Source organism: Bradyrhizobium sp. USDA 3256 (assembly GCF_054058275.1).
In genome coordinates this window covers 4,938,351-4,951,808 of sequence record NZ_JBSSAE010000002.1, presented here as the reverse complement: position 1 = coordinate 4,951,808, position 13,458 = coordinate 4,938,351, and the positions used below count along the sequence as shown (strand labels likewise).

Here is a 13,458-nt window from a genome sequence, read left to right as displayed (position 1 = left end):
AGACGATCTTTTGGGCGCACGAGGTTCTAGCGACGGTCGTTCCAGTGACGGTTGGTCCGGCTGCCGATCACAGTTCGGCGTCTTTGCCATTGCTCGACCTTACAGCCGGTCAGGTGCGCCGTGCCGCCGACGGCTGGCACTCCGTGCTGCGCATCAGTGCGGTGGAGCACCGTGTCTGGTCCAAAGAACCGCCGGTGCTCGGCGCCGCTTACGTTGTTGAACTACCGTTCGATGACGATCTAGAAGCGCGCGCGTATGCAGCCCGGCGGCTGTGGCGCGCGATGAATGGACGCGCGCCAGGTCCTGCATTTCACAAACTATCTAAACAGCGGCGCGAACGTCTGAGCGCCGCGATCCGTGCGCTCGATGCTCGCAGAGCCGGCGGTAGCTATCGCACGATCGCAGAAGCGCTGTTCGGCAAAAAGCGCATCCCTGAACGCGCCTGGAAGACGCACGATTTGCGCAATCGAACGGTCCGCCTGGTGCAAGGCGGCCTCGCGTTGGTACGCGGAGGTTACCGCAAACTTCTGCGGCCCGGCCGCAGGGACGAATAGCCTCTTGGCCGAGGGGTATCGAAAATCGACCCCTCGATATTCGGCATCCCCCTCCGAGATCGCGCTTCTCCATGATGACCGCACACACGCCGACGCCGCCATGCGCGGTGCGCTGTCACCCTGGAGTTCTCAAATGCCCGATCCCATGGCCGGACTACCCCCGCGCTTCCTGCGGACACCGGAAGCTGCGCGTTACCTTGGCCTCTCAGGGCGTACGCTCGAGAAGCACCGCACGTACGGCACCGGGCCGACGTATCGGAAGATCGGCGGACGTGTCGTCTACGCTCTGGATGACCTGAAGGCGTGGGCCGATCTCGGTGCCAAGACGTCGACGTCCGATCCCGGAAAGGGGACGGTGCTGCCGGCCAAGAAGCATTCGGTCCTGCGCCCGTACGCGGGCCAGGAACGTCGCTGATCGCCGCGCAAGAGCAGTGACCATGCGGCGCAAACACTATTCCGAGCGCGACCAGCTTGAGCTCTTTCGGGCGCTGCCCGGCGATCTCGCACCGCGCGATGCGCAGGATCTGATGGCTTATCCGTTCTTCTCGCTCGCAAAAACCAAGCGGATTGTGCCGATCGATTTCCGTGCGGGTGCGATCGCAATTCGTGTCGAAGCGGTGCCAGAACACGGCATGGCAACTATTTGGGATGCAGACGTTTTGATCTGGGCCGCGTCCCAGATTGTCGAAGCCCGTGACGCCGGCTTGAAGACGTCGCGCCTGATGGCTGCAACGCCTTACGAGATCCTGACGTTTGTCGGCCGCGGTACCAGCGCGCGAGACTATGATCGCCTGAAGGCCGGTCTCGACAGACTTCAGTCGACGACTGTGATGACGTCGATCCGGCAGCCGACAGAACGGCGACGGCATCGTTTCTCCTGGATCAACGAGTGGAAGGAGACGGCCGATGCAAATGGCCGGCCGTTCGGGCTCGAACTGATCCTGCCCGATTGGTTCTATGCTGGCGTCGTTGATGACGCGCTCGTGCTGACGATCGATCGCGCCTATTTCGATCTGACGGGCGGACTTGAGCGGTGGCTCTACCGGCTCGTGCGCAAGCACGGTGGGCGTCAGGACGGCGGCTGGAGCTTCGATCTTGTGCACCTCCATGCCAAGTCCGGCATCCTCTCGCCGCTCAAGCATTTTGCTTACGACGTCCGCCAGATCGTCCAGCGCCAGACATTGCCCGGTTATCAGCTCCTGCTCACGCGCGATCCGAACGGTACCGAGCGGCTGAATTTCGCGCCTACGCCCGTCGATCCCTTAACGGCACGGCTGCGCCGGCGCGGACTCATCCCAAATTCGGAGGACAACCTGTGAATCAGCTCGTGCTATCGGGGACCGCAACCCTCGTGCTATCGAGGACCAAATCCTCGTGCTATCGGGGACCGGAATCGAGCTTAAGTGTTTGTTTCCCGGCGCCTTCCAGCTCCTCTAACTTTACTAACATACTGACACTAACTTCTTGTTGTGAATCAGTACGTTGTGAACAAGTCGGCCGCGTGTGCAACGAGGATGCCTCATGCACCCACACTCTCACGCGCAAAGCTTCGCTGCAATACGATTGTTATCTCCAATCTGCGCGCGCGAACGCGATCGCGCGCAAATCTTCGCGATCGTTGGCGTCGACATCATCGCCTGGTGCGCGTCACGTCCTTTTGCGGCCACTCGCTCGTCGAGGAGAACTCGCTAACATCCGTGGTTGGCACGACGGCCACCACATGCCGGAATCTGGAGAATGGGCGGTCAGGCTAACCAGCGCCGTGCATGATGGCTTCAATGCTGTGCATGAAGCCGCCAGCAAGAAAAGTTGCGATCTCACCCAAAACCCCGTCTCCTCGGGAGACGCCGCTCCGCCGTGGCGGAAGGAAAAGGCGCGCGTGGAAGCGGCCGGGTCGCGGAGGCCCTTACATCGCCGCAGCGACCCGGCCGCGCTTGCCGCCGGCGCCAAACCGGAAGGTCGTGCCATCGATCCAGATCTTGTGCAGCAGCACGGCGAGCGCGCGCGCCACGGCGGTTGCCGCGCGCTTCAGACCCTTCTTCCTGGCGAGCCGGAGGCCCCAGAGCCGCAGCTTGAAGTTCTTCGGAATGCGCGTCAGGATCGCGATCGCTGCCTCGTACAACATTGCCCGCGTCAGCTCATCGCCGCATTTGGAAATGCCGCCAATGCGATCGGTTTGCCCGGATTGGTAGCGCCGCGGCGTCAGGCCAAAATGGGCGCCGACATTGGTGGACTTCCTGAATCGCGTTGGATCATCGACCGTGGCGCGGAACGTCAGCGCCACCAGCGCGCCGACGCCGGGCACGGTCATCATCCGCCGCACCGCGCTGTCACTGCGCGCCGCCGCCAGCGCCAGGCGCTGCAGTTTTGCCAGCTGCAGCCGCATCGCAGCCCGGGCGTCCAACAATGGCACCGCAATCGCTTCCAGCTCCTTCTTTCCGGCCACGATCTCGCGTACCCGCGCCTCAAAACGGCCGACCGAGATCTCGCCGACCTTGAGGCCGAACGGGCGCAACAGGCCGCGGATCATGTTCTCCATGTCCAGCACCTTGCCGAGCAGCGCCTTGCGTCCGACCAGCAGCGCGCGCAGCGTTTGCGCACCCTCCGACTTGACGTGCACCGCACGGAACCAGCCGGTCCGCATCATCTGCGCGATGCCTTTGGCGTCGTTGCGGTCGGTCTTGTTCAGCATCGCGTTCAGCGCCGCCTTGGCATGGCGGGTTTCGATGCAGGTCACGGGGAGGCCCTTTTCGGAAAGCGCCGTGAACAGCCAGGCGCTGTACGAGAACGCTTCCAGTCCGACGCGTTTCAGGTGGATGCCCCATTCCGCCAGGAACAGCTCGATCGCGTCCGGATCGGTCTCGAGCTTCGCTTCCCGGACCACCTTGCCGTCGCCGTCCACCACGCAAATGTTGGTCGCCTCCAGCGACACGTCGAGCCCTGCATAGAAGTCCATTGTTCGCCTCCACCGCCGACCGCCGGACCGCACCGCGCGCTCCGTTCGCGAATCGTTGTGAAGCATTTTCGCAGCAGCACGGCCGGCAAGGGGGCACAGGTCAGTACCCCGGCTAACCAGAAATCCTTCGGATTTCTTCTAACGGACCAGGCCACAAGTCGCGTCAGCGGCGACTGGCAACGGCGGGGCGTCAGTCCTGCTTGCCTTCAGAAGCCGCACACGCAGTTCACAGGCCCCAAAGCTCACGGCTCGCAGCCTCAGCTTCAGGGAGCGGTGGCATGAGCGATCTCACTGAAGTGGAAGTGCTGTGGCTCGAGAAGCGTATCGAAAACCGCATTCGTTTCGGCCGTATCGTCAACGAACGGAAGATTGATCGTCACCGGCGTGTCCTGTCATTTGCACCCGGCAGCATCTTCGCCTTCGTACGTTGGACGTCCAATGACTTTGGCACGATCATTTCGCGGATCGACATCCTGCGTGCGGTCGCGCCTGGGCAGCGCTGCTCGACCGTCCCTTATGTGACACCCGGCGGAGAGATTCTGCTGCGTCTCTCTGGCTGGCCGAAGGTTGAGCGTGTGCTACAAATGACCGATGCCGTTGAGGCACTCGGCATCGATCCCGCTGACGTCGCGCCCGATCATTGGCATCACGTTCATAACCGTCTGTCCGTCAATGAAAACCCGCGTCCCTACACCAAGGCACGCCATCAGGCTTGGCTTCACCGTCAGAGGGTGATGCGATGACCGGCCGCCTGAAGACGCTGACCGTGACGTTTGGCGCCGCTGCTGCGCTCGTCGCGACGATCATCCTGGCGCCACTTCCGCTCTACATCTGGAATGCATCGGCCAGCGTGCCTATCGGTCTCTACCGTTTACGGCCGACTATGCGCCTCCATGTCACCGAGCTGGTCGCTGTTCAGCCGCCGGAGCCGCTTGCGATCTTTCTCGACCTGAACGGCTATCTGCCGATCGGTCTCCCCATGCTCAAACGCGTCTTGGCGCTTCCCGGCCAAACGGTCTGCAGAAGTGGGCTCACCATTTCGGTCGATAACATTGCGATGGGCGAGGCGCGGGATCGCGATGGACGCGGCCGGCCGCTGCCGAAATGGCAGGGCTGCCGCGTCGTCGGCGACGATGAGCTCTTTCTCATGAACTGGCAGTCGGACGACTCTCTTGATGGCCGGTATTTTGGATTTCTTCCGGCATCTAGCGTGATCGGCAGTGCGATGCCGGTGTGGACGTGGGAGGAGTGATCGTGCGTATTCGACGTGTTCACCTCGCCATTCCTCTGTTCGATCGATTGCGGGATCATTCTTCCGTTCCGATCAAAGTCTGCACGGCCGGCGCGCGCAGCGGCCGTCCAGGGCGGCCGCATGGCCGGCGCGAAGCCGCTTTATCCTGGACGCTCACGAGCACGGCGGCATGCTTGGCTCGGTCGGGCGCGCGTGTTTGGGCTGTCGTGTCGCTGCTGTCTATTTTCGGTGTGCCGCACAGTGCTGCTCTGGCCGAGAGCGGAGCGGTCGCGGTTCGAAAGGTCAACGAGGCGAGCAACTCATTTGCAGCGTTGGTCAACGACGCCTCAGAGCGCTTTGCCGTTCCGGTGAACTGGATTGGTTCAGTCATCAACATCGAAAGTGCTGGTGAGGTGCACGCCAGATCGACTAAAGGCGCAATGGGCCTGATGCAAATCATGCCGGCGACCTGGGCGGAACTTCGCGAGCGCTATAATCTCGGCAGCGATCCCTACGACCCGCGCGACAACATTCTGGCAGGCACAGCATATCTGCGTGAACTGCTGGACCGATATGGTTCGCCTGGTGTGTTTGCCGCGTACAATGCGGGACCAGCCCGCTACGAAGAGCATCTCGCAGGCGGCTCTTTGCCAGACGAGACGCGCGCATACGTCGCAAAGCTTGCAAATCTGCTTGCTATTGAACTGCCGCCGAGGTGGACGTCCAACGCACAGTCATCATCAGTTGCGATGCTATTCGTCGCGCGATCCGATCTTGTGAAAAGGCGCAATCGGTTGCTGCCACACATGCCGTCGAGCGGTGTCACGACCGCAATCTCGGCGACCGATGTTTCGCCCATGGTCCCACGGCCTATTGGCGTGTTCGTCCCTCGATCGGATTCGGGAGCATCGCAATGACCAAGTGTGCGGGTTCACAAGCTGATGGTGTATGGGCGATGCCTTCGGCCCGCGCTCTACTCGTCGCTTCGCTCCTCACCGAGCCACCCTGCGGGTGTCTCGGCCCTTCGGGTAACGATCGCTATCGCAACCGCTCGCAGGCACTGGTTGCTTCCCGAGCCAACTGCCAGGTCGCGGCGGCTCTTTTGGGATCCGGCGACTGGGAGACCACGACGGCAGGACGGCTCTTCAAATCGGGCTTCGAGAAACCGGTGCACGACGATAGCCGCCGTGTGGTCGAATCCGGAGTCTGGTGCAACGACTTAGGCGGTCGTTGCCACACAGGAGAGCTCCGATGAAACTTTACGTTGGGTTGGACGTCGGTCTTGAAGAAACCAGTCTCTGCATCGTCGATGGCGAGGGTCTCACGGTCCGTGAGCTCAAGGTCAGCACCGAGCCAGCGGCGATCCGCTACGCAGTAGAGGGCTACGCGGATCGCCTCGAGAGAGTGGGAGTCGAGGCGTCATCGCTTGGCATCTGGCTGTATCGCGAACTGCAGCCAGCGGGGCTCCCGATCATTGTCGTCGAAGCGCGCCACATGCGCGTTTCGCTGTCGACAATGCGGAACAAGACCGACCGGAATGACGCGCGCGGCATCGCGCAGATGATGCGACTGGGTTGGTACCGCGCCGTCCATGTCAAGAACATCGACATGCAGAAGATGCGTACGTTGCTGACCAGTCGGAAGCTGCTCAAGCGCAAGCTGATCGACCTCGAAAACCACATTCGTGGTGCGCTGCGGGCCTATGGTTTGCTCGTCGGAGCGGTCGCCCGCGGCGCCTACGAGGCCCGCGTCCGCGAGCTGATTGAGCGCAGCGATCCGATCTTCGTAATGACCATCGAGGCCATGCTCGACGTGCGCCGTGCCATCCTCGAAGGCTACGATCGGCTCCATCGTGTGCTCCTACAGGTGGTCCAGCATGATGCTGTCTGCCGGCGCCTGATGACGGTTCCCGGCGTCGGTCCCGTTGCGGCCCTGTCGTTCAAAGTCGGCGTCGACGACCCTCATCGCTTTGCCCGATCGCGAACGGTGGGTGCGCATTTTGGCTTGGCGCCGAGGCGGCACCAGTCCGGCACGTCGATCGATTACGAGGGGCGCATCAGCAAACAGGGCGACATAGCCGTGCGCGAGGCGCTTTGCGAGGCGGCCGCAAGCCTGATGCTACGAGTCAGGAAATGGTCGGCACTGCGGGCGTGGGGCCTGCGGATCGCCAAACGGTCGAGCATGCTGTGCGCGATCACCGCGGTCGCGCGCAAGCTCGCAAGCATTCTGCACCGGATGTGGGTCAGCGAGACCGATTTCCACGTCGGTTTTGGCGCCAAAATCACGCAGCGGCTGCGGTTGAAACCTGCACGGTAGCTGCGGTGCAAATGACGATGGATTAGCGCTGGGTTTAACGCCCGGCTTGTTGAGGAGGAGCAAAATTAGAGATCCGCGCGCGCGGTGAGCGTCCCCTGGCGGGGCCGCGAAACGGGGAATGTCCGCTATCTCTTGCCTGCTGCCGCCCTTCGGGGACGAGAGCGCCGGACTGCTTGGACAGCCCTGTTTACGAACCTGATGAAGAGCATGCGACGGCCGATGTGCTGAACGCGAAGGAACGCATGGACCCCGCCTGGTGAATGCCGATCGCAAGCGCGGTTGTGGTGACGTTTGTGCGTTGTTGATGCAGGGAGTCGGTAATGGCTGAAGTGCGAAGAGTCGAAGAAAAGCGTAAGAATGAGTTGACTTTGCCCGCCCGATTAGGAAGGCGAGATAAAAGGGGCTCGCCGGTCGAGCCTCAAGCCATTGGCATGGCTTGGGTTCTGGCGTGCCGGTCGGTCGGGGCGCGTGCCGCGCCTTGCATTTTGACGAATGCAATCAATGGCGTTTTCGGCACCGTGCGCGCTTTTGATCGTTGGGAGGCTCTGCCGTGAGCGTGGGCGACAGCGATCTACGTATTCGGCCCAGACGCATCCGAGGCACCCGCACGCTGAAGCCCAAGAGTTTCGTCAACCAGATGCTGCGGGCGGCGAAGAAAGCCGGACACACCTCGGGGCAGACCATGGCCGGCAGGCGTTCGACGGCCCATGGGCGCTCGACGTTTGGCCGCGGGCGCCTCGCCTTTAGTCGCGCCAGATTGTTCAGCCCGACGCGGCGCGCCGTGGTGAAGGCGCGCGTGGTTCGTCACAAGGGGAGAGCCTTCCGTTCAGCGCCAATGACCGCCCACCTCTCATATCTGAAGCGCGACGGCGTGACCCGGAGTGGTGAGCGGGCCGAGATGTTCGATGCCGGCAGCGACCACGCCGATAGCGCGGCTTTCGCAGGACGATGCAGGGACGACCGGCATCATTTCCGGTTCATTGTCTCGCCCGAGGACGCCGGCGATATGACCGACCTTAGGGCTTTCACCCGCGACCTGGCCATTCAGATGGAGACCGATCTCGGCACGCGGCTCGACTGGGTGGCCGTCGACCATTGGAATACCGACAACCCTCACGTCCATCTCCTCGTCCGTGGAGTAGATGAGGAAGGGGCGGATCTCGTGATCTCCCGCGACTACATCAGCCAGGGCCTGCGCTCACGCGCCGAGGAACTGATCGCCATCGAACTGGGTCCAAAACCTGAGCACGAGATCCGCAATTCGCTGGAGAGGGAAGTCACGGCGGAACGATGGACGCGGCTCGATCGGGAAATCCGGCTGGCGGCCGATGAGACCGGCACTATCGATCTTCGCCCAGAGAATCCTGGCAAGTCCGATCTCGAGATCCGGCGCCTGATAGTTGGTCGCCTTCAACACCTGGAGAAGATGGGCCTTGCTGCATCCGCCGCGCCGGGGGAGTGGATGGTCGGGCTCGAGGCCGAGCGGAGCTTGCGCGAGCTTGGCATGCGGGGCGACATTATCAAGACCATGCACCGCACCTTTACCGAGCGTGGGGAAGCGCGCGGCGTTGCCGACTTCGTTATCGAGGGTGGACTGCCGACGTCCCAGATCATCGGACGCCTGGTCGACCGCGGATTGCATGACGAACTGACCGGCGAGGCCTACGCCTTGATCGACGGAACAGACGGATGCGTGCACCATGTGCGCTTCCGAGGGCTCGAGGCTTTCGAACATGCTCCGCCGGCCGGCGGCATCGTCGAAATCCGACGCTTCGGTCAAGCCGGCGATCCGCGGCCGACCGTGGTGCTAGCGATCCGTTCCGATCTCGACCTTACCGAGCAGGTCACCGCGAAGGGCGCGACCTGGCTCGACCACAGGTTGGTCGAACGCGACCCCATGCCGCTCGCCATGGGCGGATTCGGACGCGAGACCCGCGAGGCCATGGAAGCCCGTACCGAGCATCTGGTCCATGAGGGCATGGCGCGGCGGCAGGGCCAACGCATCATCCTGCAGCGCGACCTCCTGAACATATTGCGCCGACGTGAACTGGACGACGTGGCCGCAAAGGTCTCGGCCGACACCGGCTTGCCCCACGTGAAGCCTAACTCTGGGGAGCATGTGGCGGGCACGTTTCGCCAGCGGCTGACGCTCACCTCAGGACGCTTCGCCATGATCGACAATGGGCTCGGCTTCCAGCTCGTGCCCTGGTCGCGCGAACTCGAAAAGAGGCTCGGTCAACATGTCACCGGCGTCGTGAAGGACGGCGGTGGCATCGAGTGGGGCTTTGGTCGGAAGCGCGACCTCGGCCTTTAGCTATCTCGCCAATTCAGTTGCGGAAGGGCGTTTGGATGTCCGGAACCAAAATCCTCTGGGGACAGGTGATCGTTGTCGGCCTGATCGTTTTGCTGGCCATCTGGGGAGCAACCGAGTGGACGGCTTGGCGGCTCGCCTATCAACCGGAGCTTGGGCGGCCGTGGTTCGAACTGTTGGGCTTCAAAGTCTATTACCCGCCGGTCTTCTTCTGGTGGTGGTTCGTCTACGACGCCTATGCGCCGCAGGTCTTCGTTGAGGGCGCCTTCATTGCGGCGTCAGGAACCTTTATTTCGATCGCGGTGGCGATCGGCATGTCGGTGTGGCGGGCACGTGAAGCCAAGAATGTCGAGACCTATGGTTCGGCGCGCTGGGCTGATGCGGAAGAGATTCGAGCGGCCGGACTTCTCGGTCCGGATGGCGTGGTGCTGGGCAAGCTCGATAGCGACTACCTCCGCCACGACGGACCGGAGCACGTATTGTGTTTTGCCCCCACACGATCCGGCAAGGGTGTCGGTCTTGTCGTCCCCTCCCTGCTGGCTTGGCCCGGCTCGGCCATCGTTCACGACATCAAAGGTGAGAACTGGCAACTGACCGCGGGCTTCCGCTCGCGGCATGGCCGCGTCCTGTTGTTCGATCCCACCAACGCACAATCCTCAGCCTACAATCCGCTCCTCGAGGTCCGGCGCGGGGAATGGGAAGTTCGCGACGTCCAGAACGTGGCCGACGTCCTGGTCGACCCCGAAGGCTCACTCGATAAGCGGAACCATTGGGAGAAGACCAGTCATTCGCTCCTGGTCGGCGCCATCCTGCATGTCCTCTATGCCGAGGCAGACAAGACCCTGGCTGGCGTGGCCGGCTTCCTGTCCGATCCGAAGCGGCCGATCGAGGTGACGCTGAAGGCGATGATGACGACGCCACACCTCGGCGAGCATGGCGCCCATCCCGTGGTCGCCTCAACCGCGCGCGAACTTCTCAACAAATCCGAGAATGAACGTTCCGGCGTCCTGTCCACTGCGATGTCGTTCCTCGGACTCTACCGCGATCCCGTCGTGGCTCAGGTGACCTGCCGCTGCGACTGGCGGATCGCTGATCTGATCGCAGATAGCTACCCGACGACGCTCTACCTCGTCGTGCCGCCCTCCGATATCTCGCGGACCAAGCCATTGATCCGCCTGGTGCTGAACCAGATCGGTCGACGGCTGACCGAAGACTTGCACGCCCGAGACCGTCGGCATCGAGTCCTGATGATGCTCGACGAGTTCCCGGCACTCGGGCGGCTTGATTTTTTCGAGTCAGCGCTCGCCTTCATGGCGGGCTATGGCATCAAAAGTTTCTTGATCGCGCAGTCGCTCAATCAGATCGAGAAGGCCTACGGGCCCAACAACGCCATCCTCGACAACTGCCATGTCCGGGTCAGCTTCGCGACCAACGACGAGCGGACCGCCAAGCGGGTTTCCGACGCGTTGGGCACGGCGACCGAGATGCGGGCGATGAAGAACTACGCCGGTCACAGGTTGAACCCGTGGCTGGGGCACCTGATGGTCTCACGGCAAGAGACGGCGAGGCCACTGCTGACCCCCGGCGAGGTCATGCAGCTTCCGCCGATGGACGAGATTGTCATGGTGGCGGGTACGCCGCCGATCCGGGCGAAGAAGGTCCGCTACTACGAGGATCGGCGGTTCACCGAGCGGGTTCTGCCGCCGCCCGATCCGGCGAGCGCCAGCCGATCACAGCGAACGGACGGATGGTCAGCGCTCGGACCGCTGAAGTCGACGGCAGGTCCAACTGACAAAGCTGCGGAGGCCGAGGAGGACACGGCGAACAGCGGACTCCGTCGTGAGCCCGAACTCCCCGATCACGTCGCGATCGCCAAGGAGACGACCGAACCGACACCGGCAGAAGAATTTGCTGCCGTTCTAGATGATGACGAGGATGCGGTCCGTCAGTCCCGGCTCATACGCCAACAGATGCGCGGTGTTGCCCGTCAAGTCGCCTTAGACCCGAATGACGGCATGGAGCTCTGAGGCGATATGCGCGACCGGATGAACGTCTACTTCCCGCCAGAACTGCTGAAACAGATCTCGGAACTCGCCGATCGCAAGAAGCTTTCTCGGTCTGCCATCGTGGAAGCGGCCGTCGCTTCCTTTCTGTCGCCGGACGGGGCGGACAGGCGGGAGGCGGCGTTTACGCGGCGCCTCGATCGGCTGTCGCGTCAGATGCAGAGGCTGGAGCGCGACGTCGGTTTGACAGCCGAGACCTTGGCCCTCTTCATCCGATTTTGGCTGACGATCACGCCACCGTTGCCCAACGATGCGCAGGCGGCGGCGCAGGCAAAGGGCAGGGAGCGCTTTGAGGGATTTGTCGAGGCGCTCGGGCGCCGCCTGCAAAAGGGGCAGAGCTTTCTACGCGAAATTCCGGAAGATATCCGCCGTCAGGAACCGGCCGACGAAACCTGACTGAGGGCTACAGGTATTCCATCGCGCCGTTCCTTCTTTTTCCTGCGCGAACCTGCGACCGCAGCAATTTAGCCGAACTGACAAAAAGCTGGTCGCGCTATCGGCTCGAAGGAGCTGAGAGCAGTAAGGGCTAGCATGCAGACCTCAATAACATGGCGTCGAATCGCGCGCGTATTTCTTCCCTTTGCCGCTGGATACTACCTTTCGTATCTGTTCCGCACGATCAACGCCTTGATCGCCGGTCATCTCAGTTCGGATGCCGGGCTTGGGACTGCCGACCTCGGCTTGCTTACGTCAGTCTACTTCCTCGTTTTCGCAGCGGCTCAAATCCCCGTGGGCATATTGTTGGATCGCTTTGGTCCGCGTCGTGTCCAGAGTTCACTGCTTTTGGTTGCCGCGACCGGCGCCGGACTATTCGCAGTCTCGACCAGTTTCCTGTCACTTTTGATCGCGCGTGCAATGATCGGACTCGGCATGGCGGCGGCGCTGACGGCTGGACTGAAGTCCATCATCCTTTGGTTTCCCAGGGACCGAGTAGCTTTGCTAAGCGGCTACATGATCATGCTGGGGTCGCTGGGAGCGGTGACCGCCACCACTCCCGCCGAACACCTGCTCACCTGGATGGACTGGAGGCAACTCTTCGAGATCCTAGCGGTCGCTACAACTGCGACGGCCATTCTTATCTACGTTGTGGTACCCGAACGCGGCATTGTCCCATCAACAGCGGGCGGCACTCTTAGCGCCGTTTTCGGCGATCGGCGCTTTTGGCGTATTGCCCCATTGTCGGCGACTTGCGTTGGATCGGCCTGGTCTCTGCAGGGATTGTGGGCATCGCCGTGGCTGACCGACGTGGAGGGGTTTGATCGCGCAAGTCTCGTCAGACAGCTTTTCATCATGTCGATCGTCCTTAGCGGCGGCGCCTGGTTGTTCGGTGTGGTGGTCCATTACATCAGACGAAGAGGAATCGGAGCAGAGATCATATTAGGGACGGTTACGGTGCTGTTTATCGCAGCCCAACTTGCCTTGATCCTACGAGCGCCCCTGCCGTCCACCTTGTCGTGGTCCGTTGTCGCAATTGTCGGAACGGCAACTGTGATCAGTTTCGCGGTGATAGCGGATTACTTTCCGCCGGAACTCGCCGGTCGCGCCAATGGCGCCTTGAACGTTCTGCACTTCGGTTGGGCATTTCTGGCCCAGTACGCGACGGGCCTGGTCTTGGAGCAGTGGCCCTCGGAGGACGGCCATAGGTCCGTTGTGGCCTATCAAGTCGCGTTCGGCGTCAGCGTAGCGCTGCAGATCGCGGCGTTGGTCTGGTTCTCGCTGCCTTGGCGCCGATCATTTGCATTGTGGATGAGTTCGATTCCTATCTTTATGCTGGCTGATGTTGGCAACGCTGCCGGGTCAGTTGGTGTGTATGAGAATTCGGTCATACTCATACCCGTAGATGACGATGCAGAGTGGTGAGAAGCACTCCCGGCGAAACCGATACGATTGAGCAGGCCTCAAAAATCTGTTCTCAGTCTTTCTTTTTCTACGCCAATCTACGATCGCCGAACGCGCTTGTTGCCCCACGTCCGTTGGTGCCTTTTCTAATCATCCTCATCTGAGGGCGCTCGTTGCACGTCCTCATT

At 62.0% G+C, this 13,458-nt stretch carries 13 protein-coding genes; 12 read left to right on the top strand and 1 reads right to left on the bottom strand.

Translation table 11 applies throughout. The features are described from left to right. The first annotated feature begins 89 nt into the window (after nt 1-89). The 3 genes from ACVWY5_RS25340 (at nt 90) to ACVWY5_RS25330 (ending at nt 1,873) form a co-directional block, all read left to right on the top strand. Complete coding sequence (locus tag ACVWY5_RS25340) at nt 90-554, top strand: DUF2285 domain-containing protein (protein ID WP_321176623.1); 465 nt, start codon at nt 90-92, stop codon at nt 552-554. 133 nt (nt 555-687) lie between these two features. Next, the gene (locus tag ACVWY5_RS25335) at nt 688-969 is read left to right on the top strand and encodes a helix-turn-helix domain-containing protein (RefSeq protein ID WP_028332371.1); all 282 of its coding nucleotides are present in this window, start codon (nt 688-690) and stop codon (nt 967-969) included. A 22-nt stretch (nt 970-991) separates the two neighbouring features. Continuing rightward, complete coding sequence (locus ACVWY5_RS25330) at nt 992-1,873, top strand: replication initiator protein A (RefSeq protein WP_028332370.1); 882 nt, start codon at nt 992-994, stop codon at nt 1,871-1,873. 587 nt (nt 1,874-2,460) lie between these two features. On the opposite strand, the gene ACVWY5_RS25325 is transcribed toward ACVWY5_RS25330, so the two are convergent. Further along, nucleotides 2,461-3,510 (bottom strand): IS110 family RNA-guided transposase, encoded by a 1,050-nt coding sequence (locus tag ACVWY5_RS25325; protein ID WP_028332369.1) that lies wholly within the window; start codon nt 3,508-3,510, stop codon nt 2,461-2,463. Between the two features lie 278 nt (nt 3,511-3,788). On the opposite strand from ACVWY5_RS25325, the gene ACVWY5_RS25320 reads away from it, so the two are divergent. The 9 genes from ACVWY5_RS25320 to ACVWY5_RS25280 all read left to right on the top strand — a co-directional run bounded on the left by ACVWY5_RS25320 (nt 3,789) and on the right by ACVWY5_RS25280 (nt 13,291). Further along, entirely contained in the window at nt 3,789-4,253 is a 465-nt protein-coding gene (locus ACVWY5_RS25320; RefSeq protein WP_028332368.1) for a DUF2840 domain-containing protein, read from the top strand. Next, complete coding sequence (locus ACVWY5_RS25315) at nt 4,250-4,762, top strand: S26 family signal peptidase (protein ID WP_028332367.1); 513 nt, start codon at nt 4,250-4,252, stop codon at nt 4,760-4,762. Before ACVWY5_RS25320 ends, ACVWY5_RS25315 begins: the two co-directional genes overlap by 4 nt. Nucleotides 4,763-4,764: 2 nt before the next feature. Beyond that, on the top strand, nt 4,765-5,658 hold the full coding sequence (locus ACVWY5_RS25310) for a lytic transglycosylase domain-containing protein (RefSeq protein WP_080666970.1): 894 nt from the start codon (nt 4,765-4,767) through the stop codon (nt 5,656-5,658). A gap of 334 nt (nt 5,659-5,992) precedes the next feature. Beyond that, on the top strand, nt 5,993-7,057 hold the full coding sequence (locus ACVWY5_RS25305; protein WP_051376018.1) for an IS110 family RNA-guided transposase: 1,065 nt from the start codon (nt 5,993-5,995) through the stop codon (nt 7,055-7,057). Nucleotides 7,058-7,377: 320 nt separating this feature from the next. Beyond that, entirely contained in the window at nt 7,378-7,611 is a 234-nt protein-coding gene (locus ACVWY5_RS25300) for a hypothetical protein (RefSeq protein ID WP_321177515.1), read from the top strand. Further along, nucleotides 7,608-9,371 carry a VirD2 family relaxase/mobilization nuclease gene (locus ACVWY5_RS25295; protein ID WP_028332366.1) on the top strand — a complete coding sequence of 588 codons (1,764 nt, stop codon included), beginning with the start codon at nt 7,608-7,610 and terminating at the stop codon, nt 9,369-9,371. The genes ACVWY5_RS25300 and ACVWY5_RS25295 overlap by 4 nt, the downstream gene beginning before the upstream one ends. 35 nt (nt 9,372-9,406) lie before the next feature. Continuing rightward, a complete protein-coding gene (locus ACVWY5_RS25290) occupies nt 9,407-11,395 on the top strand; it encodes a conjugal transfer protein TraG (protein ID WP_456671707.1) in 1,989 nt (662 codons plus the stop codon). Between the two features lie 6 nt (nt 11,396-11,401). Beyond that, nucleotides 11,402-11,827, top strand: a complete 426-nt coding sequence (locus ACVWY5_RS25285) for a ribbon-helix-helix domain-containing protein (protein WP_370986088.1) — start codon at nt 11,402-11,404, stop codon at nt 11,825-11,827. Between the two features lie 135 nt (nt 11,828-11,962). After that, a complete protein-coding gene (locus ACVWY5_RS25280; protein WP_456671706.1) occupies nt 11,963-13,291 on the top strand; it encodes an MFS transporter in 1,329 nt (442 codons plus the stop codon). Nucleotides 13,292-13,458 lie beyond the last annotated feature (167 nt).

Excerpts from the sequence above, each read along its gene's own strand:
- ACVWY5_RS25330 (WP_028332370.1), top strand. The coding sequence starts at position 992 with ATGCGGCGCAAACACTATTCCGAGCGCGACCAGCTTGAGCTCTTTCGG.
- ACVWY5_RS25300 (WP_321177515.1), top strand. The coding sequence starts at position 7,378 with ATGGCTGAAGTGCGAAGAGTCGAAGAAAAGCGTAAGAATGAGTTGACT.
- ACVWY5_RS25305 (WP_051376018.1), top strand. The coding sequence starts at position 5,993 with ATGAAACTTTACGTTGGGTTGGACGTCGGTCTTGAAGAAACCAGTCTC.
- ACVWY5_RS25285 (WP_370986088.1), top strand. The coding sequence starts at position 11,402 with ATGCGCGACCGGATGAACGTCTACTTCCCGCCAGAACTGCTGAAACAG.
- ACVWY5_RS25280 (WP_456671706.1), top strand. The coding sequence starts at position 11,963 with ATGCAGACCTCAATAACATGGCGTCGAATCGCGCGCGTATTTCTTCCC.
- ACVWY5_RS25335 (WP_028332371.1), top strand. The coding sequence starts at position 688 with ATGCCCGATCCCATGGCCGGACTACCCCCGCGCTTCCTGCGGACACCG.
- ACVWY5_RS25320 (WP_028332368.1), top strand. The coding sequence starts at position 3,789 with ATGAGCGATCTCACTGAAGTGGAAGTGCTGTGGCTCGAGAAGCGTATC.
- ACVWY5_RS25325 (WP_028332369.1), bottom strand. The coding sequence starts at position 3,510 with ATGGACTTCTATGCAGGGCTCGACGTGTCGCTGGAGGCGACCAACATT.
- ACVWY5_RS25290 (WP_456671707.1), top strand. The coding sequence starts at position 9,407 with ATGTCCGGAACCAAAATCCTCTGGGGACAGGTGATCGTTGTCGGCCTG.
- ACVWY5_RS25315 (WP_028332367.1), top strand. The coding sequence starts at position 4,250 with ATGACCGGCCGCCTGAAGACGCTGACCGTGACGTTTGGCGCCGCTGCT.